This is a genomic window from Phenylobacterium sp. (genome assembly GCF_030693405.1).
Lineage (GTDB): Bacteria > Pseudomonadota > Alphaproteobacteria > Caulobacterales > Caulobacteraceae > Phenylobacterium.
Window position 1 is genome coordinate 1 of record NZ_JAUYAW010000057.1, and the last position, 24,913, is coordinate 24,913.

Annotated in this window: 26 protein-coding genes; 11 read left to right on the forward strand and 15 right to left on the reverse strand. The window is 69.7% G+C overall.

What is annotated here, in order from left to right; all coding sequences use genetic code 11:
• The 6 genes from Q8N19_RS16975 to gspN form a co-directional block, all read left to right on the forward strand.
• Positions 1 to 164: type II secretion system protein (locus Q8N19_RS16975; protein WP_371133842.1), on the forward strand; the 164-nt coding region annotated here is incomplete at its 5' end.
• A complete protein-coding gene (gene gspJ / locus Q8N19_RS12045) occupies positions 161 to 742 on the forward strand; it encodes a type II secretion system minor pseudopilin GspJ (RefSeq protein WP_305590957.1) in 582 nt (193 codons plus the stop codon). The genes Q8N19_RS16975 and gspJ, both read left to right, overlap by 4 nt.
• On the forward strand, positions 739 to 1,719 hold the full coding sequence (gene gspK / locus Q8N19_RS12050; RefSeq protein ID WP_305590959.1) for a type II secretion system minor pseudopilin GspK: 981 nt from the start codon (positions 739 to 741) through the stop codon (positions 1,717 to 1,719). The genes gspJ and gspK overlap by 4 nt, the downstream gene beginning before the upstream one ends.
• The gene (gene gspL, locus Q8N19_RS12055; RefSeq protein WP_305590961.1) at positions 1,716 to 2,837 is read left to right on the forward strand and encodes a type II secretion system protein GspL; all 1,122 of its coding nucleotides are present in this window, start codon (positions 1,716 to 1,718) and stop codon (positions 2,835 to 2,837) included. Before gspK ends, gspL begins: the two co-directional genes overlap by 4 nt.
• Complete coding sequence (gene gspM, locus Q8N19_RS12060; RefSeq protein ID WP_305590963.1) at positions 2,837 to 3,304, forward strand: type II secretion system protein GspM; 468 nt, start codon at positions 2,837 to 2,839, stop codon at positions 3,302 to 3,304. The genes gspL and gspM overlap by 1 nt, the downstream gene beginning before the upstream one ends.
• A gap of 17 nt (positions 3,305 to 3,321) precedes the next feature.
• Positions 3,322 to 4,032 carry a type II secretion system protein N gene (gene gspN, locus Q8N19_RS12065; protein ID WP_305590965.1) on the forward strand — a complete coding sequence of 237 codons (711 nt, stop codon included), beginning with the start codon at positions 3,322 to 3,324 and terminating at the stop codon, positions 4,030 to 4,032.
• Here the strand turns inward: gspN and Q8N19_RS12070 are convergent.
• The 7 genes from Q8N19_RS12070 to Q8N19_RS12100 all read right to left on the reverse strand — a co-directional run bounded on the left by Q8N19_RS12070 (position 4,025) and on the right by Q8N19_RS12100 (position 10,711).
• Positions 4,025 to 4,780, reverse strand: a complete 756-nt coding sequence (locus Q8N19_RS12070; protein WP_305590967.1) for an A24 family peptidase — start codon at positions 4,778 to 4,780, stop codon at positions 4,025 to 4,027. The two genes, gspN and Q8N19_RS12070, sit on opposite strands and share 8 nt — an antisense overlap.
• Before the next feature lie 43 nt (positions 4,781 to 4,823).
• Entirely contained in the window at positions 4,824 to 5,858 is a 1,035-nt protein-coding gene (locus tag Q8N19_RS12075; RefSeq protein ID WP_305590969.1) for a substrate-binding domain-containing protein, read from the reverse strand.
• Positions 5,859 to 6,080: 222 nt separating this feature from the next.
• Entirely contained in the window at positions 6,081 to 6,323 is a 243-nt protein-coding gene (locus tag Q8N19_RS12080) for a DUF4170 domain-containing protein (RefSeq protein WP_293317566.1), read from the reverse strand.
• A gap of 7 nt (positions 6,324 to 6,330) precedes the next feature.
• Entirely contained in the window at positions 6,331 to 7,140 is an 810-nt protein-coding gene (locus Q8N19_RS12085; protein ID WP_305590971.1) for a 3'(2'),5'-bisphosphate nucleotidase CysQ, read from the reverse strand.
• Positions 7,137 to 8,468: a TldD/PmbA family protein gene (locus tag Q8N19_RS12090; protein ID WP_305590973.1), complete on the reverse strand. Its 1,332-nt coding sequence runs from the start codon at positions 8,466 to 8,468 to the stop codon at positions 7,137 to 7,139. Before Q8N19_RS12090 ends, Q8N19_RS12085 begins: the two co-directional genes overlap by 4 nt.
• Before the next feature lie 49 nt (positions 8,469 to 8,517).
• Positions 8,518 to 8,919, reverse strand: a complete 402-nt coding sequence (locus Q8N19_RS12095) for an MAPEG family protein (RefSeq protein ID WP_305590975.1) — start codon at positions 8,917 to 8,919, stop codon at positions 8,518 to 8,520.
• Between the two features lie 274 nt (positions 8,920 to 9,193).
• Entirely contained in the window at positions 9,194 to 10,711 is a 1,518-nt protein-coding gene (locus tag Q8N19_RS12100; RefSeq protein ID WP_305590977.1) for a UbiD family decarboxylase, read from the reverse strand.
• A 96-nt stretch (positions 10,712 to 10,807) separates the two neighbouring features.
• Here Q8N19_RS12100 and Q8N19_RS12105 point away from each other — a divergent pair, with 96 nt between their 5' ends.
• Positions 10,808 to 11,035, forward strand: a complete 228-nt coding sequence (locus Q8N19_RS12105) for a hypothetical protein (RefSeq protein WP_305590979.1) — start codon at positions 10,808 to 10,810, stop codon at positions 11,033 to 11,035.
• 225 nt (positions 11,036 to 11,260) lie between these two features.
• Positions 11,261 to 11,557, forward strand: a complete 297-nt coding sequence (locus Q8N19_RS12110) for a UrcA family protein (RefSeq protein WP_305590981.1) — start codon at positions 11,261 to 11,263, stop codon at positions 11,555 to 11,557.
• On the opposite strand, the gene Q8N19_RS12115 is transcribed toward Q8N19_RS12110, so the two are convergent.
• The 6 genes from Q8N19_RS12115 to ubiA form a co-directional block, all read right to left on the reverse strand.
• Positions 11,554 to 11,904 carry an MmcQ/YjbR family DNA-binding protein gene (locus tag Q8N19_RS12115; RefSeq protein WP_305590983.1) on the reverse strand — a complete coding sequence of 117 codons (351 nt, stop codon included), beginning with the start codon at positions 11,902 to 11,904 and terminating at the stop codon, positions 11,554 to 11,556. The genes Q8N19_RS12110 and Q8N19_RS12115 overlap by 4 nt on opposite strands.
• A gap of 13 nt (positions 11,905 to 11,917) precedes the next feature.
• Positions 11,918 to 13,693, reverse strand: a complete 1,776-nt coding sequence (locus tag Q8N19_RS12120) for a gamma-glutamyltransferase family protein (protein ID WP_305590985.1) — start codon at positions 13,691 to 13,693, stop codon at positions 11,918 to 11,920.
• A gap of 79 nt (positions 13,694 to 13,772) precedes the next feature.
• Entirely contained in the window at positions 13,773 to 14,435 is a 663-nt protein-coding gene (locus Q8N19_RS12125) for a methyltransferase (RefSeq protein ID WP_305590987.1), read from the reverse strand.
• A 66-nt stretch (positions 14,436 to 14,501) separates the two neighbouring features.
• Positions 14,502 to 15,452, reverse strand: a complete 951-nt coding sequence (locus tag Q8N19_RS12130) for a fatty acid desaturase family protein (RefSeq protein ID WP_305590990.1) — start codon at positions 15,450 to 15,452, stop codon at positions 14,502 to 14,504.
• Between the two features lie 48 nt (positions 15,453 to 15,500).
• Positions 15,501 to 16,322 (reverse strand): helix-turn-helix domain-containing protein, encoded by an 822-nt coding sequence (locus Q8N19_RS12135; protein ID WP_305590992.1) that lies wholly within the window; start codon positions 16,320 to 16,322, stop codon positions 15,501 to 15,503.
• A gap of 86 nt (positions 16,323 to 16,408) precedes the next feature.
• Complete coding sequence (gene ubiA, locus Q8N19_RS12140; RefSeq protein ID WP_305590994.1) at positions 16,409 to 17,341, reverse strand: 4-hydroxybenzoate octaprenyltransferase; 933 nt, start codon at positions 17,339 to 17,341, stop codon at positions 16,409 to 16,411.
• 410 nt (positions 17,342 to 17,751) lie between these two features.
• On the opposite strand from ubiA, the gene Q8N19_RS12145 reads away from it, so the two are divergent.
• The 3 genes from Q8N19_RS12145 to Q8N19_RS12155 all read left to right on the forward strand — a co-directional run bounded on the left by Q8N19_RS12145 (position 17,752) and on the right by Q8N19_RS12155 (position 22,239).
• Positions 17,752 to 19,545 (forward strand): ABC transporter ATP-binding protein, encoded by a 1,794-nt coding sequence (locus tag Q8N19_RS12145; RefSeq protein ID WP_305590996.1) that lies wholly within the window; start codon positions 17,752 to 17,754, stop codon positions 19,543 to 19,545.
• Between the two features lie 19 nt (positions 19,546 to 19,564).
• Positions 19,565 to 21,352 carry an ABC transporter ATP-binding protein gene (locus Q8N19_RS12150; protein ID WP_305590998.1) on the forward strand — a complete coding sequence of 596 codons (1,788 nt, stop codon included), beginning with the start codon at positions 19,565 to 19,567 and terminating at the stop codon, positions 21,350 to 21,352.
• Positions 21,353 to 21,429: 77 nt separating this feature from the next.
• Positions 21,430 to 22,239 (forward strand): hypothetical protein, encoded by an 810-nt coding sequence (locus Q8N19_RS12155; RefSeq protein WP_305591000.1) that lies wholly within the window; start codon positions 21,430 to 21,432, stop codon positions 22,237 to 22,239.
• Here Q8N19_RS12155 and Q8N19_RS12160 read toward each other — a convergent pair.
• Together Q8N19_RS12160 and Q8N19_RS12165 are read right to left on the reverse strand one after the other, a co-directional pair.
• Complete coding sequence (locus Q8N19_RS12160; RefSeq protein ID WP_305591002.1) at positions 22,229 to 23,455, reverse strand: winged helix-turn-helix domain-containing protein; 1,227 nt, start codon at positions 23,453 to 23,455, stop codon at positions 22,229 to 22,231. The two genes, Q8N19_RS12155 and Q8N19_RS12160, sit on opposite strands and share 11 nt — an antisense overlap.
• Entirely contained in the window at positions 23,440 to 24,897 is a 1,458-nt protein-coding gene (locus Q8N19_RS12165) for a sensor histidine kinase (protein ID WP_305591004.1), read from the reverse strand. The genes Q8N19_RS12160 and Q8N19_RS12165 overlap by 16 nt, the downstream gene beginning before the upstream one ends.
• Positions 24,898 to 24,913: the final 16 nt, after the last annotated feature.

The window sequence follows — 24,913 nt, forward strand, 5'->3', positions numbered from 1 at the left end:
TCGGGGAGACCGAGGGCGAGGTGCGGCTCGGTGACCAGGACTGGATCTGGCGACGGACCACGGCGCCCGCCGACCAGGGCCTGCTGCGTATCGATATCCGGGTCCTGGGGGTCAGTGAGCCGCGCACGCTGGCCGATGTCACCGTTTTCCGGGGGGGCGCATGAAGGGCTTCACCCTGGTGGAGATGCTGGTGGCCCTGCTGGTCTTCAGCCTGCTGTCGGCGGCTGGCGTGGCGGTGCTGGGCTTCGCCGCCGACAACCGCGCCGTCGTGCGTGAACGGATGGACGAGATCGCCGCCCTGCAGAGCGCGCGGGCCCTGATCAAGGCCGATCTTGAACAGGTCGCCGATCGCCGCACCCGCGCCGATGGCGGCGCCCCCGGCCGCAGCCTGTCAGGCGGCGAGAGTGACGCTGCGCCGGTTCTGGCCTTCACCCGCCGCGGTTGGGACAATCCCGACGCCGCGCCGCGGGCCTCATTGCAATATGTTGAGTACCGGCTGGTGGAAGACCGGCTGGAACGCCGCGCCCGCCCGGCGCTGGACGGCGCGGCGTTGGGGGAGCCCCAGGTGCTGCTGCGGGGGGTGCGGAGCCTGGACGTCGCCTTCTACGCCCGGGGAGGCTGGGCGCCGGCCTGGGCGCCGACGGCGGACCGCGCCCTGCCGCAGGCGATCCGCCTCGACATGACCCTGGAAGATTTCGGCGAGGTGACCCAGCTCGTGCTGCTGCCGGGTGGCGGCGCATGAGCGGGCGCGCCGACAGAACCTCCGAGCGCGGCGTCGCCCTGCTGACCGTGCTGCTGCTGGTGGCGGTGCTGGCCACGCTGGCCGCCGTGGTGCTCGACGACATCCGCTTCGGCATACGCCGGGCCGCCAATGCCGAGGCCGTGGGCCAGGCCCGCTGGTATGCGCTGGGGGCTGAAACCCTGGCGGCTGGACAGATCGGCCGGCTGATCGGTGGCCAGGAGCGCCTGACCCTGGATGGCGGCTGGGCCGACCGGCCCTTCAGCTTTCCGGTGGAGAACGGCCTGATCCAGGGCCGTCTGGCCGATGGCGGGGCGTGCTTCAACCTCAACAGTGTCGTCCAGGGGGTGGGCGAGGTGCTCGGTCGCCGTGAGGCAGGGGTCGCCCAGTTCATCGCCCTGCTGTCGGCGCTCGGAGTGGCCCCGCGGGAGGGTGAGATGCTGGCTGCGGCCCTCACCGACTGGATCGACAGCGACGGCGTGCGCGAGAGCGGCGGGGCGGAGGACGAGGCCTATCTGGCCGGGTCGCCCGCCTACCGCACCGGCGGGACCCTGCTGGCGGAGGTCAGTGAGGTGCGGGCGATCCGCGGCTTCACCCCGGCGATCTATGACCGCCTCAGGCCCGTGGCGTGCGCCCTGCCGACCAGCGACCTGTCGCCGATCAATGTGAACACCCTGACCCCAGACAAGGCGGTGCTGATCACCATGCTGACCGAGGGCGGCGTGAGCCCGGCGCTCGCCCAGCGCGTGGTCGAGTCCCGGCCGGCGGGCGGCTGGAGCGTAGAGTCATTCTGGGCCACGCCGGCCCTGGCCGAGCACATCCCCGGCGATCCCGGACAGGTCAAGACAACCAGCCGCTACTTCGCCCTGCAGACGGATGTGACCTATCTCGACGCCGAGGTGGTCGCCAGCAGCCTGTTCGAGGCCGACCCTTCCGGCCAGGTCCGCCTGGTCGCCCGCCGATGGACCTACGACGAATGAACCGAACCCGCATCGTCCTCGCTGGCGCCGCGCCGGACGCCGAGCCGACCTATCTGATCCTGGACGAGCTGGGCTCGGTGGTGGGGCGCGGCATCCTGCCGGTGCAGGAGGCCTCGGCCCTCACGCCCATGCGCAACGTGCTGGTCATCCCAGGCGCCGAGGTCCTGATCCGCTGGATCGAGGTCAAGGCGGCCTCGGAGGCCCAGGCCCGTGCGGCGGCCCTCGCGCAACTTGAGGACCAGATGACCAGCGCGGCGGGGGCGCATCTGGCGCTGGGTCCGGCCGAGGCCGATGGTCAGCGGCTGGCGGCGGTGGTGTCCGCGGCCCGGATGCAGGCCTGGCTCGACAGCGCGGCCCTGCATGGGATCACTCCGGATCTGGTCATTCCCGACTGCCTGGCCCTGCCCGAACCGCCCGAGGATCCGGATGGGGGCTCGATCATCGTCACGGCGGAATTCAGCGGCCTCACTGCCGTGCGCGGCCGTCGCCTGGCCTTCACCGGCGAGGCCGACCTCGTCACCGTTGTGGTCGGGGCCCGGCCGGCTCAGACTCTGGCTGGGCCGGCTCTGGAGCGCGCCCTGGCCGACATGGCGGTCAGTCCCGCGCTCAATTTGCTTCAGGGGGCCTTTGACCCCGACCGGCGGGAGCCCCTGGGGCGCCGCGACCTACGCCGGCCCGCCCTGCTGGCCCTCGCCTTGCTGATCAGCCCGCTGATTCTGTGGGCCGCCCAGGCCGGCGCCGACCACCTCCGGGCGCAGCAGGCCGAGGCCCGGGCCGAGGCCAAGGTCGCAGCCCTGCTGCCGGCAGGAACCGAGATCATCGACCCGGCCGCCCAGGCCCAGGCGCAGCTGGACGCCCTCAGCCTCGCCTCTGGCGGCGGGGCCAGCGGGCTGGCCGCCCAGCTGTTCGCCGCCGTCGAACCCATGGACCAGGTGCAGGTCGAAAGCCTGATCGTCATGCCGGACGGTTCAGCCCGCGCCGCGCTCAGCCATGCCGCCTATTCGGACGGGGAGGGGCTGGCCCAGGCGCTGCAGGCCGCAGGCCTCACCGTGCGGGTCGAGGGCTCCCGCGAAGAGGGCGGCCGGGTGATCAGCGACGTCATTCTGGGAGCGCGATGATGAGAGACTGGTGGATCGGCCGGAGCCCCCGCGAGCAGGGGCTGCTGGGCCTATTGGGGGCGTTGCTGGCCGGCTTCCTGGTCTGGTTCGGACTCGCCGCGCCATTGCAGGGCGCGGCCCGGGGCGCTGAGGCGCGCCTGACGCGCGCCCTGGCTGACGAGGCGGTGGTGGACGCCGCCGTGGCCGAGATTGCGCGTCTGGGCGAGCGGGCGCCCACACGTCGCTCGACCCCTGTCGAACAGCTGGTGGCGGAGACGGCCGCGAGCGCAGGCCTGGACGTCATCCGGATCGAGGCGGCCGACGGGGACAGTGTTCAGGCTGTAGTTTCGGGGCCCAGTACGGCGGTCCTGCCCTGGATCGCCCTGCTGCAAGCCGAACATGCGGTGGCGGCCCGGCATCTGACCCTGCTCAAAGGGGATGTGGGCCAGCTGGATGTGGACGCCACCTTTGTCGGCCTGGTCCCATGAGGCGCTGGGATGGGCCGATGACCGCACAGGCCCTGGGCGGCGTCTTTGTCGCGCTGACCATGATCCTGGTGCTCGCCATGGCGCCGCTCAGCCTTGTCGTGGCCGGTCGCGCCCAGGCCGCGGGTCTGACTGCGGCGACGGTGAGCGGGACGGTATGGCGCGGGCGGCTGGGAGAGGCGGCCTTCGGCGGGGTCCGCCTGGGCGACGTGCGGATCGGCGTCTCGCCCCTGGCCCTCCTGACAGCCAGGATCCGCCTCGGCTTTGAGGGCGAGGCGCTGCGCGGCGGCCTCAGCCTGGGCCCGCGTCGGACCCAGCTGCGGGACGTGGATGCCGATCTGCCCTTGGCCAGCCTTGCGCCCGGCGCGGGCCTCGCAGGTCGGGTTCGCCTGCGGGACTTCGGTCTGGCCTTGCGCGGGGGCCAATGCCAGGCGGCCGAGGGCGCTGTTGCGCTCGACCAGCTCAGCCTGGTCGGGCTGGACCTGCCAGGCCTGTCACTGAACGGCTCGCCCGCCTGTGCTGGCGCTGATCTGGTGATGCCCCTGAGCGGCCAGGCCGAAGGGGTCGATGTGGCGGGAGATCTGCGGATCAGCCCGGGCGGGGCCTACCGGATGGGGCTGACCGTGCGCACGACCCGCCCGGAGGTGGACCTGGCCCTGGGCGCAGCCGGCGCGCAACAGACCCTGGGCGGGCGCCAGATCCAGGTGGCCGGCCGTCTGGGCGTCAGCTGAGACCCAGCGGGCCATACAGCCAGGTCAGCCAGACGCCCAGCGCCAGGAAAACACCGAAGGCCACCGGCTGGTCGCCGCCCACGGGCCGCCCCCGCCAGCGCTGAACCAGGACGAAGGCGAGCCCGGCGGCCGCGGCGATCAGCAGGATGCTCGGCAGGGCCAGCGCCCCGCACCAGGCGCCGCCGCCGGCCAGCAGATAGGCGTCGCCGCCGCCCAGACCCTCACGCCCGCGGAAACGCCGATAGGCCATAGACAGCAGGGTCAGGGCGGAGAAGCCGATCGCCGCCCCCAGGGCGTGCTCGACCAGGACGCCCTGGGCCGCGGCCACGGCGAGGCCCGAGACGATGAGGGGCAGGGTAAGCGCGCGGGGCAGCCAGAAGTGCTCGGCGTCCAGCAGGGCCAGCAGCAGAAGCTGCCAGGCAAGGACCGCGCCGAGGAAGCCCTCGGCAGAGGGATGCACGGCGACAGCCCAGAGGGCCAGGGCTGGACAGGCCAGCTCCAGGGCCAGGAAGCGCCGCGGAATGGCCGCCCCGCAGGTGCGGCAACGGCCCCGCAGGAGGATGAAGGACAGGATCGGAACGAGGTCGACGGGGCCAAGCGTGCGCCCGCAGGACGGACAGGCCGAGCGGCCCATGATGACCGGCCTGCCCTCGGGCAGTCTCAGGCTCATCAAGCCCAGAAAGCTGCCGACAAAGGGGCCAAGCAGAACCGCAGCGATCAGCCAGCTCAGATCGGCTTGCAGGGGCATGGGATGCAGGTTTTGGCGGGGCCGGAGCCCCGCCGCTTACCCCTTAGTCTGGCCGACGCATGACGGTCATCTGCGTGGCGGCCGCTTTCACCGCCTCATGTTCGGGCGGCAGCAGCGGGATTAGGCCGCGGCTCTGCAGGTAGCCGCCTCGGCCGGTGGCGGCGTCGGAGACGAACTCGTTGACGAATTCCTGCAGGCCCAGGGTGACGCCTACATGGGCCTTCTTCACATAGATGAAGATCGAGCGAGACAGGGGATAGGTCCCCTCGGCGATGGTGGCCACGGTGGGGGCGACCCCGTCGATGGGCATGGCCTTCACCTTGTCGCCGTTCTCCTCAAGGAAGGAGTAGCCGAACACGCCGAGCGAGCCCGGGGTCTTGGTCAGGGTCTGGACGATAGCGTTGTCGTTCTCGCCGGAATCCACCCAGCCCTCGCGGCGCAGGGGATGGGTCATCTGCTTGAACTCATCGGAATTCCGCTCGCGCAGGGCCCGGGCGCCGGCATAGGTCAGGGCCGAGGCCTCGATGCCCAGCTCGACGAAGGCGTCGCGGGTGCCCGACGTCGGCGGCGGGCCATAGACCAGGATGCGGTTGTCGGGCAGGCCGGGACCGATCTCGTTCCAGTTGGTGTAGGGGTTGGGCACAAACTTGCCGCCCCGCAGCACATTGGCGCCGAGCGCCATATAGAGGTGCGGCAGGCGGAAGGCATAGTCGGGCGCATTGCGGTCGGCGGCGATGACGATGCCGTCGAAGCCCACCTTCAGCTCGACAATGTCCTTCACGCCATTGGCCGCGCAGGTGTCGAACTCGGCCCGGGTCATGGGGCGCGAGGCGTTGGCGATGTCGGGGAAATTGTCGCCCACGCCGCTGCAGAACAGCTTGATGCCGCCGCCAGTGCCGAGGGACTCGACCTTCGGGGCTTTCATGCCGGTCTTGCGACCGTAATTCTCGGCCACCCGGGTGGTGAAGGGGAAGACGGTGGAGGAGCCGGCGGCCCACACATAGTCGCGCGCCGCATGCGCCTGTCCGGCCCCGGCCAGCAGGCCCAGGGCCGCGCAGACGCCCAGAAGCTTCTTCATCGAAAATCTCCTCGCTCGTTCAAGGGGAAGGCGCCGGCCTGACCGCTCTGGTCAAAGCTACCACCGGCTGGCCACGTCGTCAGCGCGCCGAAAGACGCCAACCGCTGCCGGCGGGCGCCGAGGGCGTCCGGCTGCGGCGTAAGCAGCCTTCCGCCACGCCCATTGTGCCGTGGACGGATGACAGTTTTCCGACAACCGGGCGGGCTGTCGGCTGGCGCGGACTCAGCCGCCGGGCTTTTCGCCGTCCAGCTGGGGATCCAGCAGCTTGTGGGCATGGATGATGAAGTAGCGCATCAGGGCGTTGTCCACCGTGGCCAGGGCCTTGGAGCGCCACACCGACAGGGCTTCTTCATAAGTGGGATAGGCGCCGACCAGGTCGATCTTGGAGGGGTCGCGGAAACGAACATGCTCCACTTCCTCAAGTTCGCCGCCAATGACGATGTGCAACAGCTGTTTATCGGGCATGGAATCCTCAGATGAGGGCTTTGTTTGGAAGGGCGATATGCGAGACGCGCTCCAGGATCAATGGGGCCAATCGCGGCGCCGCGCAAAGCAGACTCAGCTGCGCCGGAATTTGCTCATTATAGGCGAAGCCGCGCCCGAGGTGGTCACCGCAATAGGCGCCGGCCTCGCGGGCCACCAGATCGGCGGCCGCCAGGTCCCAGTCGGCCTTGGCCACCAGGGCCAGCGCCGCATCGAACTGGCCTGAGGCCACCAGACACATGCGATAGGCCGTGGAGTTGCGGGACTCCACCCGCATGCGCGGCCAGGCCTGGGGCCAGGACGGATGGTCGAACATCCGCTGATCACCGACCATGCCGCAGCCATCCAGGCGCACGGTCGGGGCCGGAACGATCAGGGAGCCGTTGAGCTTGGCCCCGCCGCCGGCGAGCGCCGTATAGACCTCGCCCACCTGGGGGGCGTAGACGACGCCGGCGATGGGCTGGCCGTCCTCGACCACCGCCACCGAGATCACCCACCAGGGCTTGTCCTTCATATAGGCTCGGGTGCCGTCGATAGGGTCGACCACAAACACCCGGCGCCGTTGGAGGCGTATGAGGTCGTCGGCCGTCTCCTCCGACAGCCAGCCATAGTCGGGGCGGGCCTGGCCAAGCTTGGTCTTCAGCAGGGTGTCGGTGGCGAAGTCGGCGTTGGTGACCGGAGAATTGCCCTCCTTCCAGGCGATCTTCAGACCCCGGGCCCGCAGATCCAGGGCCAGGGTCCCGGCCTCCACCGCGGCGGCGACCAGAAGCTCCAGATCCTGGGCGGGGCTCGGGCTCACTTGCCGGCGATCGCCAGGGCGTCGATCAGCAGGGACGGCGCATTGGACGATCCCCGGATCTCAAGATCGGAGCCGGGGACAAGGCGGGCGTACATCTCGATCAGATTGCCGGCCACGGTGATTTCGCTGACCGGATAGGCCAGTTCGCCGTCCTCGAACCAGAAGCCCGAGCAGCCCACCGACCAGTCGCCGGTATTGCCATTCAGGGAGGGGCCGAACATGGAGGTGATCAGCAGGCCCTTGCCGGCGCTACGCATGAGGCTCGCCTGGTCCTGCGTCCCCGGCTGAAGCGTCAGGTTGGAGACGCCGACGCCGGGAGGACCGGCCAGGCCGCGGGAGGCGTGCCCCGTGGTCTCCAGGCCCAGTTGCCGGGCGGAGCTGGAATTGAGCAGCCAGGTGGTGAGGACCCCCTTGTCGATCAGGTCCATGGCCTGGGTCTCGACGCCCTCGTCGTCAAAGGGGCTGGAGCCCAGGCCTCGGGGCCGGTGGGGGTCGTCGGTGATGGTGACGCCCGGCGCGAACACCGGCTGGCCGAGCTTATCCTTCAGGAAGGAGGAGCCCCGGGCGATGGAGGGCCCGGCGATGGCGTTGATCATCGGGCTGATGATCGACATGGCCAGGCGGTTTTCGAAGATCACCGGCGCGGTGGTGGAGCCGATCTTGCGCGATCCCAGGCGCGCGGCGGCCCGGCGGCCGGCCTCGGTCCCGATGCCCTCGGGTCCGGGCAGGTCGGCATGCCAGCGCACAGAGCGACCATCATAGCCCGTCTCCATGGTCTCGCCGTCGCCGGCGATGGCCGAGGCGCCGAGCGAGAAGCCTGAGGCCTGATGGGAGCCGACAAAGCCGTGGCTGGTGGCGATCAGCCATTTGGCGGTGGACCAGCCGGCCGTCGCGCCATCGGAATTGACCACCCCGTCCACGGCGCGGGCTGCGACCTCGGCGGCGCGGGCGCGGTCCTCCAGGGTCTCGGGGGACAGTTCGGTGGGATCGTAGAGGTCAAGGTTCCGGTGCGGTCCCTTGGCCAGGCGCTCGGCCGGCGCGAAGCCCGCATAGGGATCTTCCGGCGCGAGGCTGGCCATGGCCACGGCGCGGTCGACCAGCTTGGAGAGCGCATCTGGCGACAGGTCGGAGCCCGACACCGTGGCCTGGCGCTGACCGACAAAGACCCGCAGGCCCAGGTCGCGGCTCTCTTCGCGCTCGACCTCTTCGAGGACGCCGGCGCGCACGGAGATGGAGAGGGACTGGCGTTCAGCGGTGACGGCCTCAGCCGCATCGGCGCCGGCCTTGCGGGCGGCGGCGATCAGCTCGGCGAGCAGGTTTTGATCCATGCCTGCCATATGGCGAACCTCGCGCCCTCGGGCAAGCACGCCGCCGCCCTCAGGCGATGGCGTAGAACAGCAGGGCCACACCGGCGAAGACGTAGGAAATCCAGGTCAGGGTGACGCCGATGGCCCGGGGGAAAGAGGCTCCCCCGCTTTGCGAGAGGCCGATGGCGTGCATCACACGGCCGGAGAACAGGACCAGGCCCGCCAGGTGCACCGCCAGGGGCGGCGCCTCCACCAGGGCCAGGACGCCGATGGCGATCAGGCCGGCGGGCACATATTCGGTGGCGTTGCCGAAGGCCCGGATGGCCTGGGCGAGTTCGGGAATGCCGTCATCGCCAAAGGCGACCTTGTGACGCTGGCGCTGGCGGACCACCAGCAGGGAGAGGGTCAACAGGAGAAAGAGGTGCAGGCCCGTCCAGAGGGCTGCGGCGTGTCCCGATGTGACCAGATTCATGAAAGACCTTCCCTGACGCCCCGCGCCCCCGCGCAAGGCCCGCAGTTGGACTTTGAATTCGCCGCCAGGGCAAGGGGGAAGGCCGGCCTCGTCCAATCATCCTCTGGCGATCGCTGCGGGGCGGGGGCTGCCCGCCGCCGGCGGACTGATCATCCCCTTGTCCGTCATGGTCGGCCTTGATCCGACCATCCATGAAACGGACGACGCGCGGTGTTCATAGGCCCTCGGGTCAAGCCCGAGGGCGTCGGAACCTGGAGCGTGCAGACCTCCGTCGTCAGCCCTTCAGGGGCGGGAGGCCGAGGCTCGCCCAGCGGTCGGTGACCCGGGCGACGGTGGCCTCGTCCATGTCGAGCTTTTCGCCCCATTCGCGGTGGGTTTCCGGGGGCCACTTGTTGGTGGCGTCCAGGCCGATCTTGGAGCCCAGGCCGCTCTCGGGGGAGGCGAAGTCGAGATAGTCGATGGGGGTGCCCTCGACCAGGGTGATGTCCCGGGCCGGGTCCATGCGGGTCGACAGCGCCCACATGACGTCCTTCCAGTCGCGGGCGTCAATGTCGTCGTCCACGACGATCACCCTCTTGGTGTACATGAACTGCCGCAGATAGCTCCAGACGCCCATCATCACGCGCTTGGCGTGGCCGGGATAGGCCTTCTTCATCGAGACCACGGCGATGCGGTAGGAGCAGCCCTCCGGCGGCAGCCAGAAGTCGACGATCTCCGGGAACTGCTGGCGCAGCAGGGGAATGAAGACCTCGTTCAGGGCCTCGCCGAGCACGCTGGGCTCATCCGGCGGCCGGCCGGTGAAGGTGGTCAGATAGATGGGGTCGCGGCGCATGGTGATGGCGCTGACCTGGAAGACCGGGAACTTCTCGACCGAATTGTAGTAGCCGGTGTGGTCGCCATAGGGGCCTTCGTCAGCGTATTCGTCCAGCAGGACGTGACCCTCGATGACGATCTCCGCCTCGGCCGGGACCATCAGGGGCACGGTCTTGGCCGCCACCAGCTCGGCCTTGGCGCCGCGCATCAGACCGGCGAACTGGTATTCCGACAGGGTCTCGGGCACTGGCGTCACCGCCGCCAGGATGGTGCCGGGATCGGCGCCCAGGACCGCGCAGGCGGGCAGGGCGGTGGGCTTGCCCGCCGCCTTCCAGCGCCGGTGATGCTGGGCCCCGCCCCGGTGGGCCAGCCAGCGCATGATGGTGCGGTCCTTGCCCAGCACCTGCATGCGGTAGATGCCGAGATTGTAGTCGTCCTCCCGCTCGGCAGACGGCCCCTTGGTCACCACCAGCGGCCAGGTGATCAGCGGCGCGGGCTCGCCCGGCCAGCAGGTCTGGATGGGCAGCTTGGTCAGGTCGATCTGGTCGCCGGTCCAGACGATCTCCTGCACCGGCGCCTTCTTCACCGTGGCCGGGCGCATGGCCATGACGGTCTTGGCCAGCGGCAGCATGTCCAGGGCGTCCTTCAGCCCCCGGGGTGGTTCGGGGCTGCGCAGGAAGGCCAGAAGTTCGCCCACCTCGCGCAGGTCGGCCGCCGTGGTCCGTTCGCGCCCCTCCAGGGTGACGCCCATGGCCACCCGCTTGACCGTGCCGAACAGGTTGACCAGGCAGGGCATGGGCGAGCGCTCGCCATCGGCGCGGATGACGTTCTCGAACAGGACGGCCGGGCCACCCTGCCGCAGCAGGCGGCGGTGAATCTCGGTCATCTCCAGGACGGTGGAGACTGGTTCGCTCACCCGCACCAGTTCGCCGGCGGCTTCCAGCTTGGCGATGAATTCCCGCAGCGACCGATAGGCCATGAGCCCTCCTGGGTGTTCTCAGGCCCAGGACTTAGGGCGGCGCAGGCCCGGTGTCACCCTTTGCGCCGGGCGGGCTTGCCGCTAGATTTCGCGCCCATGAAGCGTCTCGACCTCGATGACCTGCCGCCCCGGGTCGCCCAGCTGCTCACCGGCCTCGCCGAGGGCGAAGAACTGATCCTCGTCCAGGGCGGCGCGGTGGCCGCTCGACTGCACGGCGGGGCTGCGCCGGAGCCGGCGGCCGAGGACGAGCCCGAGCCCTACAACAACCAGCGGGCCGCCGAGATTTTCGAACAGTTCCGCTCGGCCATCGAAGACGAGTTCTAGGCGCTGGCTCCCCCCACCATCGTCATGCTCGGCCTTGTGCCGAGCATCCCTGCCGAGGGCGGGCGCAAGCGTCACGAGGGATCCTGGGCACAAGGCCCAGGATGACGGTTGAGGCCGCAGGTCTTCCCCTGGCCCCATTTGCTCCCCATCTTCCTTGCGTGACCCAGCGGAATACGAGCGGCCATCAGAGCCGTCGCCGCGGAGTCTGTCATTAGGGAGACGACCATGTTCAAGCTTGTGTCAGCCGCGCTTGCCGCGGCGGTTCTTGCGACTCCGGTCCTGGCCGAACCGGCCAAGACGGGGTCCGCCACCGTCATTGTCGCCAATCTCAACCCCGCCAACGCCGATGACGCCAAGCGTCTGGAGCGTCGGGTGGAACGCGCCGCCTTCACCGCCTGTGGCGGCCACGAAGGCAGCGTGCGGATGCTCAAACAAACAGTGACCCGGTCTGACTGCTACCAGGAGACCCTGGCTGAGGCCCGGATCGCCGTCGGCATGAACCGGCAGTACGCCGCCCGTTAAGTGGACGTCTGCGCCGCCTCGTAGGCCCTGACCATCGCCTTGGTGGCCAGCTTGCGCCAGCGGCGCGCCAAGAGACTGTGCAGCGAACCCGGATCGAGGCTCTCGATCCGGGCGAGCACGGTGGGATAGGCTTGGTAATGCGGCGTCAGGTGGAAGGTGGCGGGCTCAGCCGCCATCAGCATCTCGCGCTCATCGAAGCCGACATCGCTCAGGACCAGGCTCGCATCCTCGGCCCGCAGGCGGGTGAAGAACTTGCCGCGCACCTTGAATGACGGATAGCCGTAGGAGGTCCCGTCCTCGGCGCCGGGGAAGGCCAAGATGATGGCGCGCATCTCGGCTTCGGTCATGGGACCTCCCTGCTCAGTAAGCCAGCGCCACCCCGTCCTTGCGCATCTCCGTGGCCGCGGCATAGCGGCCGGGCCAGCGCTCGATGGCCTGATAGCCGCCGAAGCTGCCGTCGCTCTCGCCGATCGTCCAGCCGAGATCGACCAGGGCCTTGCGGGTGGCCGCCGGCACGCCGCTTTCCAGGTGCAGCAGACCGGTTCCGGGCGTGACCTCGCCTGTGGGCTCCGAGCCGCCGCCGTGACGCCAGCGGGGGCTGTCGCCGGCCTCCTGCAGGGAGAGGTCGAAGTCGACCATGTTGGAGATGATCTGAGCCTGGCCCTGGGGCTGCATGTCGCCGCCCATGACGCCGAACGAAAGCCACGGCGCCCCGTCCTTCACTGCAAAGCCCGGGATGATGGTCTGGAAGGGCCGCTTGGCGGGCGCGTAGACATTGGGGTGGCCATCGGTCAGGGCGAACATCTCGCCGCGGTTCTGCAGCATGAAGCCCAGACCGTCCGGCGCGAGGCCCGATCCCATGCCGCGATAGTTGGACTGGATGATCGACACCATCATCCCGTCCTTGTCGGCGGTGGTGAAATAGGTGGTGTCGCCCCGGGTCGGCGCCTTTCCGGCGAAGACCGTCTGCAGAATGGAGTCGGGGCGGATCAGGCGGGCGCGCTCAGCGGCGTAATCCTTGGAGATCAGCCAGTCGGCCGGCACGTCATAGAAGGACGGGTCAGCGTAGTAGCGGGCGCGGTCCTCGAAGGCGAGCCGCTTGGCCTCGGCCCCGTGGTGGATGGCGGCGGCCGACTGGAAGCCCATGGCGCGGATGTCGAACCGCTCCATGATGTTGAGCTGCTGCAGGGTCGCCAGGCCCTGGCTGTTGGGGCCCAGGCTGTAGACGTCCACCCCGCGATAGTTGCTGGAATAGGCCTTGGTCCATTCCGCGCGGTGGGCGGCGAGGTCAGCCTTCGTCATCCAGCCGCCGATGCGGCGGAAATAGGCCTCGATGGTCTGGGCGATCTCGCCCTCATAGAAGGCGTCGCGGCCCCCTTGCGCGATCAGGCTGTAGGTGCGGGCCAGCGCCGGGTTCTTGAAGATCTCGCCTTCGCGGGGCGTCGCGCCGCCGGGCGCCCAGACGGCCTTGAAGTTGTCGACCTCCTCGATGCCCAGTTTGCCGCCGGTGAAGTTGGCGTAGCTGCGCTGCAGGTAGTAGCCGACATTCTGGCTGATCGGCGCGCCTTCGCTGGCGTGGGCGATGGCGGGCGCAAACAGGTCCTTCCAGGGCAGCTTGCCGTAGCGCTCGTGCAGGGCCCACCAGGCGTCCACCGCGCCAGGCACGCTGACCGAGATGGCGCCGTGCGAAGGGATGAGGCCGTTCTTGGCGCGGGCGCGGACGGTTTCCAGAGACAGGCCCCGGGGGCTGCGGCCCGAGCCGTTCAGGCCGACGACTTGTTTGGTCTTCGGGTCCCACAGCATGACGAAACAGTCGCCGCCGATGCCGCACGCGATCGGCTCGGCATAGCCCAGCACGGCATTGGCCGCGATGGCGGCGTCCACCGCCGAGCCGCCGGCCCGCAGGATGTCGATGGCCGCGAGCGTCGCCAGCGGGTGGGCCGTGGCCGCCGCCCCATGCAGCCCCCAGGCGGCGCTGCGGCTGGCGAAAGTCGCCCCGTCGATCCGGTCGCCGGGGGCCACATCGGGCCGGTCGCGGTTGGGCGTCTCGTTCCGCGTCTGGCCCAGGGCGGCGCCGGCCATCAGCGCACCGGGCAAGGCGGCGGGCAGGGCGGCCAGAAAGGTGCGGCGACGCATGGGCGGGCTCCGGATCAAATGTAGCAGCGCCGTCACTATAGGCAGAGGTCCGCGCCGCTGGCGACCGGTCGGCTCCAGGTCAGGCGGGCAAGCTCCACACCGCCGTCTTCTTGACCTCCTGGTCCTCCAGCTCCCGCGTCGTGGCGACCTGGTATTCGGCGAGTTTCTCCAGGCCTTCGCGGGGGAAGTAGCTGCGGCCAGGGTCGCCGATCAGGACGGTAGCGCCGGCCGCCTTGGCCTCTCCCAGCCAGGCCATGACCCGGGCGGCCAGGGGCTTTTCGTAACAGATATCGCCGGCCAGGATCACGTCGGCTGGCGGCGGCGGGGCGTCCAGCAGGTCGGCGCTGGTATAGTCGCAGGCCACGCCGTTGGTGGGGGCGTTCAGGGCCAGCGCCGCGCCGCAATAGGCGTCGATGTCGGCGGCCAGGACATGGGCCGCGCCGGCCTTGGCCGCAGCGATGGCCACGATGCCGGAGCCTGAGGCGAAGTCGATCACCCGCTTGCCGGCCACGATGTCGGGATTGTCGAGGATGTAGCGGGCCAGGGCCTGACCGCCGGCCCAGGCGAAGGCCCAGAAGGGCGGCGGCAGGCCGATCTCCTCCAGGGCTTCCTCGGTCATCTTCCAGATCGGCGTGATCTCGTCGGCCAGATGCAGGACGAGCTCAGGGGTGTGCGGCGGCGCCTGCTGGCGGGTATTGGCCAGGATGAAGGCGCGGCGGCCCTCGGGGGTCTGCTCGATCACGCCGCTCTCCTGCACCTTGCGTCCATGGCGAGTGACGAAGAACAGCCGTCCAGGCAAGGAGAATGATCAGGCGGGCGCGAGACCGCCGGAAACGCCTTTGGAGGCGGCCAGGCGCAGCACCTCCAGATAGCCGCCGCGGATCTCCATCTGCGGCCCCAGTCCCTTGGCCAGCAGCAGGCGGTGGGCCCGGGGCAGGTTGTAGCAGGGCAGGTGCATGAAGATGTGATGCTCGCAGTGATAGTTCACCCAGTAGGGGGCGATCAGGGCGCGCTCCACCGGCCCGGCATAGGTGGTGCGGGCGCAGCGGAAGGGGTCGCGCTCGTCCCGCGCCACACAGGCGTGCTCGGCGATGTTCCGCAGGCGGGTGATCATCTGCATCCAGGTGGCCTGGGGCAGGAGCCACAGGACGAACCAGGCCCACCACAGGCCGAAAGGCGCCGTGAGCGCGATGGTGATGGCCGCGCCAGTCAGCATGCGGCGCTTGCGCACGATCTCGGCCTGCAGGATCGGCAGGAGGGGCTCGCCCGCCTTGCGGGCGGCCAGTTGGCTGCGCACGAGGCCGAAGCGCTGCTTGAACCAGGTCTGGCCCGTCAGGTCGCGGACGATCTTGCGGCGCAGGGAGGTGGGCGTGATCGGGAAGGGGGCCGAGAGGACGAGGTCGGGATCCTCGGTCTGCTGGACGAACTTGTGGTGGGTCAGGTGATAGGGGCGATAGCGATGCAGGCCCCCGGTGGTCAGGTGCTCGCCGGCCCAGTCATTGATCTTGAGGTTCCGGTGCAAGGCCCCGTGGGCGGCGTCGTGCATCAGGACGGCGAGCCCCAGCTGACGTCCGCCGATGATCATGATGGCCAACGGCAGGGTCAGCGGCCAGATCACCACCATGGCGGCGGCGGCCAGGATCACCCCCCAGGCGTGGGCGATGAGCGCCAGGCCCTTCCAGTTCGACCGGTTGGACAGGCTCGCCCATTCCTGGGCGCTGAACAGGGTCTTGGGATCTATACGCGGGGCGACGGCCATGACCGCAGTTTGCCATGGTTTTTGACGCCCCGGTAGAATGACGCTGCGTCAGGCGCTCTCCGCCCCGGCGGCGAGGCTTCGCAGGACCTGCTCACTGGCGGCGTCGGCGGGATAGAAGAACTCGATCCGCAGGTCGTCGGCCGCCGTGTCGGCCGGGGCGCCGAACCTCGCCACTGTGGAGACGAGATCGAGCTTCAGGCCTGCGCCCCGGATCTGCAGGATCAGCGCTGCGCCCGGCGCGGCGTGGACGGCGACGCCTTCGGACCCCTGGGCCTTGAGAGCCGCCACGGTGGCGTCCAGCTCGGCGCGCATGGGACCTGGCGGCGCCCGCCAGGCCTCGGCCTCGGCCAGGGCCTGGAAATGGGCGACCAACTGACCCCAGTTCGCCACCGCGGCGCGGAAGGTTGGGCTCTCGCAGGCGGCCCGGATCAGGCTGATCTTGGGGTCGAGGCCGTCCTCGCTCAGCAAGGCGCCGAACAGCAGGGCGGCTGGGGCGTTGGCCGCCAACGGCCGCCAGGCGCGGTCCACGGCGAAGGCGGGAAAGGGCTCATGGGCTGACAGGGCCAACTGAGTCACCCGCCGGACCATGGCCGCAGCCTCGTCGGTATAGGCGCTCTCTCCGTGCGCCGGGGCGAAGCCGGCGGCCAGCAGCAAGGCGTTCACATCCTGAAGGGCCAGATCGAGCGCCAGGGCCAGGCGCCCCACCATCTCGCGAGAGGGGCGGGTGCGGCCGGTCTCCAGGAAGGAGACATGGCGCTGGGAAACCTGGGCGGCCAGGGCCAGGCCCAGCTGCGACAGGCCGCGCTGGCGGCGCAGGCGCGCGAGCATGGCGGGGAAGTCGGCCACGGGCCGGGCGGCGACAAGGGCCATGCGGTCTCCAGGACGGGCGGCAGGTCGAGCCTCTATCCTGGCCGAGCCGCCCGGCCCCCTCAATGACCTCTCAGGTCATAGCGCCCTTAGAACAGCCCCTGGGGACCTGCCCAGGCGCCGGCGATGAGCGCCAGGAAAAGGGCGAGACCCGCCAGGCTGTTGGATTTGAAAAGCGCCAAGGCCCCGGCGGGGTCGTCGAGCCGCACCTGGGCGGCCTGGCGCGACAGGTGCAGGCCAAACAGGGCGACGGGCGGCAGGAAGAGCGGGCCCAGGCCCCCGGCCCAGGCCGCGGCCAGGGCGGCTGTGAAGGCCAGTACGTAGAAGACCAGCACGGCCTTGGGCGTGGCCTCCCCCAGACGGCGCACCGACGACTTCACCCCGGCAAGCGCATCGTCCTCCAGATCCTGGATGGCGTAGATGGTGTCGTAGCCAAGGGTCCAGAAGATGCCGGCGGCGTAGAGCAGCAGGGCCGGAAGCTGCAGACCGCCGGTCACCGCGGCGAAGCCCAGCAGCGCGCCCCAGTTGAAGGTCAGGCCGAGCCAGGCCTGAGGCCACCACGTGATCCGCTTCATGAACGGATAGGCCGCCACCAGGGCCAGGGAGCCGACACCCAGGGCTATGGCGAAGGGCGGCATGGCGAGCAGAATGGCCAGGGAGACGAGGCAGCAGCCGATAACGAAGGCCCAGGCCTGGCGTACGCTGATCTGCCCGGACGGGATCGGCCGCCCCGCCGTGCGCGAGACCTTGGCGTCAAAGTCGCGATCGACAATGTCGTTATAGGCGCAGCCGGCCGCCCGCATTAGGGCGGCGCCGACGAAGAAGGCGATCAGCCAGCGCCAGTCAGGCAGCTTTCCGTCCATGGCGCCGGCGAGCGCGACGCCCTGCCAGCCAGGCAGCATCAGAAGCCAGATTCCGGTGGGACGGTCGAAGCGGCCGAGCTTCAACCAGGGGCGCAGGGCGGGCGGCGCGTGGCGGTCCACCCAGTTGTCGGGGGCCGCATCAGGCAAGGGGGCGATCATGCCCCTCGTCCTACCAGATCGTGTCTTCGGCGCCTCAGTGAAAGCGGTTGGTAAAACGATGTTCAACGCGCGGTTGACTGCGATTCTCGCCCCGCCTAGCTTCCGGCCGTCCACCACCCGCGACCAGACAGGAGGGTTCGCATGAAAATGCCGTTTGCACCGAACCCTCACCGCTGCGTCGCCGCGACCCGAACCTAGCTCAGAGCCCCGCTCGAGCGGATCTTCCCGGGCCGGCGCCTCTCCAGGCTCCCGACCCTCAGGAATTTCCCCGTGTTCGTCCGCACCCGCCGGGACGTCTGCTCCCGGCCCTCTTCGCATTCCGCCCCTTGCCGCGCCCCGTTCGCGCGCCTGCGGTCCTGCGCCCTTGCCGCCGGTCTGATGACCCGCGGCCCAGATGTTTGGCCTCTCCGATGACCAGCGAATTCTTCGACGAAGACGAAGGCGTCACCCGACCCCGCCCCTTGGGCAACATGGCCGTGATCGGCTTCATGTGGCGCCAATGGATGGTGGACAAGCCGCGCTTCTTCACTGCCGCCTCCCTGTTCCTGGTGGGCACGGCCTGTGATCTGTCCATCCCCTGGGCGGCCGGCGCCCTGGTGGACGCGGTGTCCTCGCCCGATCGACTGACAGAGGCGGCCTGGACGGCCTGGGCGTTCCTGACCGGGCTCTATGTGGTCTATTACGGCGTCCGCACTACGGGCTTCCGCATCCTGAACGGCTTCTACGCCCGGATCATGGAGCGGATCGTCACCCAGGGCTTCGAGCGGGTGCAGTCCTTCTCGGCCGACTGGCATGGCTCCAACTATGCCGGCGCCACGGTGCGCAAGGTCTCGCGCGCAATGTGGGGCTATGACAGCGCCTCTGACGCCCTGCTCCTGATGCTCATGCCGACCCTGATCGTGCTGGGGGGCCTGGCGGTCTCCATGACCGTGCGCTGGCCGCTGGCCGGCCTGTTCACCGCCACGGTGGTGATCATCTTTGCCGTCTACAACGTCGTGACGGCGACCTACTACGTCCGGCCGGTCAATCTGGTGTCCAACGCGCTCGACTCCCAGATTGGCGCCTCGCTCGCCGACGCCATCGGCGCCAACCCCACGGTCAAGGCCTTCGGCGCCGAGGCTCGCGAGGGCCAGCGGTTCGCCGGTACGGTGGCTCAGTGGCGGGTGGCGGTGATCCGCACCTGGAACCGGTTCAACCTGGTGGGCCTGGGGCAGAACGTCCTGCTGGTCATCCTGCAGGGCGGTCTGACGGGGCTGATCCTGTGGGCCTGGACGCAAGGCGAGGCCACGGCGGGCGACGTGGCCTTCGCCATCACCTCCTTCATGCTGATGGCCGGCTATATGCGGAACTTCAGCGAGATCACCCGCATGCTGCAGAAGGGCCTCGACGACCTGCTGGACGTGGCCGTCTACATGCGCACCGATCCGCAACTGGCCGACAAGCCCGGCGCGCCGCCCTTCCAGGGTCTGGAGGGCGCAGTGACCTTCGACCGGGTGAGCTTCGGCTATGCCGGCCAGGGGGAGCGGCTCTATCAGGACTTCAGCCTGGCTGTGGCGCCGGGCGAGCGGATCGCCCTGGTCGGGCCCACGGGCTCGGGCAAGTCGACCTTCGTCAAGCTGCTCCAGCGGCTGCACGACCTGGACGGCGGCCGCATCCTGATCGATGGGCAGGACATCGCCCATGTGACGCAAGGGTCCCTGCGCCGGGCCATTGCGGTGGTGCCGCAGGACCCCTCGCTGTTCCACCGCAGCATCGGCGAGAACATCGCCTATGCGCGGCCGGACGCCAGCCCCGATGAGGTGGGGCTGGCCGCCCGCCGGGCGCGGGCCCACGACTTCATCGCCCGCCTGCCGCAGGGGTACGAAACCCTGGTGGGCGAGCGCGGCGTCAAGCTGTCGGGCGGCGAGCGGCAGCGGGTGGCCATCGCCCGCGCCTTCCTGGCCGACGCCCCGATCCTGGTTCTGGACGAGGCCACCTCGTCCCTGGACGTGGAGACCGAGCGTCAGGTCCAGGCCGCCACCGAGGAGCTGATGTCCGGCCGCACCACCATCGTCATCGCCCACCGGCTGTCGACGATCCGCAGCGCCGACCGCATCCTGGTCTTTGACCGGGGCCGCATCATCGAGGAGGGCCGCCACGGAGAGCTGCTCGCCCGCGGCGGCGCCTATGCCCGCCTGCACGCCGTCTCCGAAGCCGCCGAATGACCGCCAGATCGAGAAGACCATGACTGAACACTATGACGACACCGACGACCTGGCCGAGCGGACCCTCTCCAACCGGCAGGTGCTGGGCTTTATCGGCGCTTTCTGGCTGCGGCGGCCGGTCCTGTTCTGGACCTCGGTCGTGCTCACCCTGGTGGCCATCGGCTTCGATCTCGCCCTGCCCTGGGCGGCGGGCCGGCTGATGGACATTGTCGCCGCAGGTCCCGACCAGGCCGACCTCGCCTGGCGGGCCTGGGCGATTTTCATCGGGGTCTTCTTCGCCTTCACCGTGGTGCGCAACATCGCCTTCCGGTTCTGGAATCCGATGGCCGCGGCCAACATGAAGGACATGACCGACGAGGGCTTCAAGCGGGTGCAGTCCTATTCCGCCGACTGGCATGCCAACACCTTCGCCGGCTCCACGGTGCGGCGGCTCAGCCGCGGCATGTGGGGCTATGACATGGTCTCCGACGCGGTGATCCTGTGGCTGGGGCCAGCCCTGATCGTGCTGATCGGCCTGTCGGTGATGATGATCGCCCGCTGGCCGATGGTGGGCTTCTTCTCCCTGGCGGTGGTGATCCTCTATCTGGTCTCCAACCTCTGGCTGACCACGGTCTATGTGCGGCCGGCCAACCTGAGGTCGGTGGCGCTGGACTCGCGGATCGGCGGCGCCCTGTCAGACTCCATCGGCTCCAACCCGACGGTGAAGGCCTTCGGCGCCGAGGCCCGGGAAGAGGCGCGCATCGGCGGGGTCACGGCCCTGTGGCGGCGGCTGACCCTGATCACCTGGACCCGGTTCATCAATGTCTGGCTGTGGCACAACCTGCTGCTGGTTGGCCTGCAGGCGGGGCTGACCGGCCTGCTCCTGCGGCTATGGGCTCAAGGCCAGGCCAGCGCGGGCGACGTGGTGTTCGCCATCACCGCCTTCATGCTGATGAGCGGCTATCTGCGAAATGTGGGCGAGAACATCCGCATGATGCAGAAGGGCCTGGATGACGTGGAGGACGTGGCCCGCTACGCCGTCACCGAGCCCGAGGTGGCCGACGCCCCGGATGCGGCCATCTTCCGCGGCGAACGGGGGGAGATCGCCTTCGACCGGGTGACCTTTGGCTACAAGGCCGCGGCCGGACCGCTCTATGAAAACTTCACCCTGATCGTGGCGCCAGGCGAAAAGGTCGCCCTCGTGGGCGCGACGGGGGCGGGCAAGTCGACCTTCGTCAAGCTGCTGCAGCGGCTCTACGACGTGCAGTCGGGCCGCATCCTGATCGATGGCCAGGACATCTCCAAGGTGAGCCAGGCTTCCCTGCGGCGGTCCATCGCGCTCGTGCCCCAGGATCCGGCCCTGTTCCACCGCACCATTGCGGAGAACATCGCCTATGCGCGGCCGGACGCCCGACCGGAGGAGGTGGCCGCGGCCGCCCGGCGCGCCCGGGCGCATGACTTCATCATGCGCCTGCCCAAGGGCTACGAGACCCTGGTGGGCGAGCGCGGGGTGAAGCTGTCGGGCGGCGAACGCCAGCGGGTGGCTCTGGCCAGGGCCTTCCTGGCCGATGCGCCGATCCTGGTCCTGGACGAGGCCACCTCGTCCCTGGACGTGGAGACCGAGCGGGACGTGCAGTCCGCTATGGAGGAGCTGATGGCCGGGCGCACGACCATCGTCATCGCCCACCGCCTCTCGACCATCCGCGGCGCAGACCGGATTCTGGTCTTTGAGGGCGGCCGGGTGGTGGAGGAGGGTCGGCATGCCGAGCTTGTGGCCAAGGGTGGGGCCTATGCGCGCCTGCACGCGGTCACCGAGGGGTTCGGCTAGGTTGCGGGTGACGTCGGGGCCGGAATAGGTCACGATCTGTCAGCTCGGGGTGGGGCTCTGGATGATCGGAGCGCCCCTTGAGCTATGCCGAAAATGTCGTGCGCTGGTTGCGGGAGCGGCTCGACCGGGCGCCGCCCCTGGCCGAGCCCCGCGAGCTGGCCCTGGCCCTCCGCGTACTGGCCCTCTGGCGCGCCTCGGCGATCGTGGACGCCTTCGTGGCCCGCCACGGGCGAAAGGTGCTGCAAGGCCCCTTCGCCGGCATGGCCTATGTGGAGGGCGCCGCCGAAGGCGCGTTGGCGCCAAGGCTGCTGGGGACCTATGAGGCCGAGCTGCACCCCTATCTGATGGCCCTGGCCGCCGAGGGGCTCGACTGCGTGATCGATGTGGGGTGCGCCGAGGGCTATTACGCCGTTGGTATGGCGCTGCTGTCGCCGACCGCCCGGGTGCATGCCTTTGACACCGAGCCCAAGGCTCGGGCCGCCTGCGCCCGGATGGCGGCGCTCAACGGCGTCGGCGACCGGGTGAGTATCGGCGAGACGCTCAAGCCCGAGGACTTTGAAGCGTTCGCCGGGGCCCGTCGTCTGGTGCTGATGGACGTTGAAGGCGCCGAGGACGACCTGCTTCGGCCCGATCTCAGTCCGGCGCTGGCCCACATGCACCTCATCGTGGAGGCCCACGAGGTCTACCGGCCGGGCGTGGCCGCGAGGCTGACCGAGCGTTTCGCCTCGACCCATCATGTCACCGAACTGCCTATGGGCGGGCGGACCCTGCCCCTGCCGGACTGGCTGATGGCGTCGAACCACCTCGATCAATTGCTGGCGGTCTGGGAGTGGCGGCTTGGACCCACGCCCTGGCTGGTGATGCGGCCGAAATCCCTCAACGCCTGAGGGCGGATTCCAGGGCAGGGGCGAAGTCGCCGCAGGGTTCGGTCTGCACCTCGGCCAGGCCCAGCCAGCCGGCCATCAGGCGCAGCTCGGCGGCCAGGCGCTCAGGGGTGTCGGGGGTCGCCTGCGGTTCGGCGTGAGTGGCCATCACCCGGAGGACGCCAGCCTTGCGGTCGGCCTTCAAGTCGACCCGAGCGGTGATCTCTTCGCCTTCCAGGAAGGGCAGGACATAGTAGCCGTGGGTGCGCTTCTCGGCCGGGGTGTAGATCTCAAGCCGGACCCGCACCCCGAACAGCCGCTCCGTCCGCTCCCGAAACCAGATCAGGTTGTCGAAGGGCGAGAGCAGGGCTGCGCCGCCAATTTGCCGGGGCCGGCGGGCGCTCGGATCGAGATAGGCGCCTTGGTCCCAGCCGCGGACAGTGACAGGAACCAGGTCGCCGGCCTCCACCAATTCGGCGATCCGCGCCCGGGTCTCGACCGGCGCCATGCGGAAATAGTCCCGCAGGTCCCGTTCAGTGGCCACGCCCTGCGCCCTTGCGGCGATCCGCAACAGCGCCCGTTGAGCGTCCTCGCGCGACGGCGTCGGCGCCCCGTGGACCTCCGGCGGCAGCACTTCGTGGGGCAGGCCGTAAACCCGTTCGAAAGTCGCCCGCCGTGTGGCCGTGGTCAGGCCGCCGGTCCAGAACAGGCATTCGGCCGCCCGCTTGGCCTCGCTCCAGCCCCACCAGCCGCCGGCGCCGCGGGCGCCGAGCTCCAGTTCCGCGGCCGACAGCGGGCCGCGGTCAGCCACCGCGGCCAGGGCGCGGTCCATCAGGGCGGCATGGTCCCGCAGGAACCTGGCCACCCCCTTCCACACACCGACGCCCTGCCGCGCATCCTCCATCCGCCAACGCAGCAGCGGCTGGGCCGACAGGGGCAGGAGCGAGGCCTCATGGGCCCAGTATTCAAAGAACTGCGGGCGCTTCCCCCAGGCCAGGCCCTCCAGAGCGTCGCGGGGATAGGGGCCAAGGCGGGAGAAGAACGGCAGGTAGTGGGTGCGCGAGACCACATTGACCGAGTCGATCTGCACCACGCCCAGGCGGCCCATGGTGTCGACCAGATGCCGGCGGCCAGCGGCGGCTGGCCGGGGGCGTCCGAAACCCTGAGCGCCCAGGGCGATGCGGCGGGCCTGGGCGGCGCTGAGATGTTCGCCGACGGACGCGCTCACCGCTCCGGCCACTCAGCCCAGTCTCCTGGCTCCGGCGCAGGCAGGGCCACGTCCACCTGGCAGACCAGGCCCGTCGCCTGAAAGTCCATACGCACCTCGCCGACGAATTCGGCTGCGAGGCCCCGCTGGATCAGCCGCGACCCAAAACCCCTGCGGGTGGGCGGCGTCACCGGCGGCCCGCCAGTCTCGCGCCAGGTCAGTTGGAGCCGGGGCGAGGCATGTTCGGTGCTGACGGTCCACGACAGATCGACCCGGCCTGCGGCGCTGTTCAGGGCGCCGTACTTGGCGGCGTTGGTGGCCAGTTCATGGAAGGCCAGGGCCATGGCGATGGCCGTGCGCGGGGGCAGGATCACGGCGGGGCCGTCGACGCCGAACCGCTCAGTCCCATAGGGCTCGGCCGCCTGGGCGGCGATCTCCTCAAGGCGCGCCCCCGACCACCTGGCGTCGGTCAGGACGTCATGGGCCTTCGCCAGGGCCAGGAGCCGCGAGGTGAGCGCTTCGCGCACCTCCGGGGTGGCGCCGCCGCCGCGCAGGGTCTGGGCGGCGATGGCCTGCACCGTGGCCAGGGAGTTTTTCACCCGGTGGTTCAGCTCATGGACCATCAGGCGCAGATGCTCCTCCGCCAGCTTCCGCTCGGTGATGTCGCGGAAAAAGACCGCCAGGCCTTCGTTGACGGGGTTGCCGCGAACGTCGAGCCAGACGACCCGGCCATCGGGAAACTCGTAGCGGTTCTCCAAGGCGAAGGCGGTCCGCTGGCTCATGGCCTGCCGGTAGAGCGCCCCCAGCGGCATGTCGTAGGTGTCGGGCCAGACATCCCAGTGGTTCTGACCGATGAACGTATCCCGGGGGCGTCCGTCGACCCGGATCCCTTCGGCGTTGATTTCCAGGATGGTGAAGTCATGACCCAGCAGCATGAATCCATCGGTCATGCCCTCCAGCACATTGCGAGCCCGGTCCCGCTCGTCCTTCAGGGCGGCCTCGGCGCGCACCTGCTCGGTGGTCTCCAGGACGAAGGCGATCACCCCGGCCGGAACGCCCGCCTCATCGAAGACCGGCGAATAGTCGAGGTTCATCACCACATTCTCGGCCCTGCCATTGCGATAGAGCACGAGCTCCTGGTTCTTGTAGGTCAGCGAGCCCCCTGCCAGGCCGACCTCCATGACGTGGGCGTTGAAGTCGGCCACCTCGGGCCAGCCCTCCAGCACATTGCTGCCCAGCAGCCTGGGATGGCGGGCGCCGGCGAAGACGGAATAGGCGTCGTTATAGAGCATGACGCCCTGCGGGCCCCACAGCATGACGATGGGCGTGGGAGAATGCAGCAGCATGCCGAGGGCGCCCAGGAGGCTCTGGGGCCAGGCCGAGATCGGGCCGATGGGGCTCGCCGACCAGTCCCTCTGGGCGATCAGCGCGCCTGTCTCCCCGCCTGACCGCAAGAAGGCCAGGCGATCACTCAAGCCCGACTGACCTGAC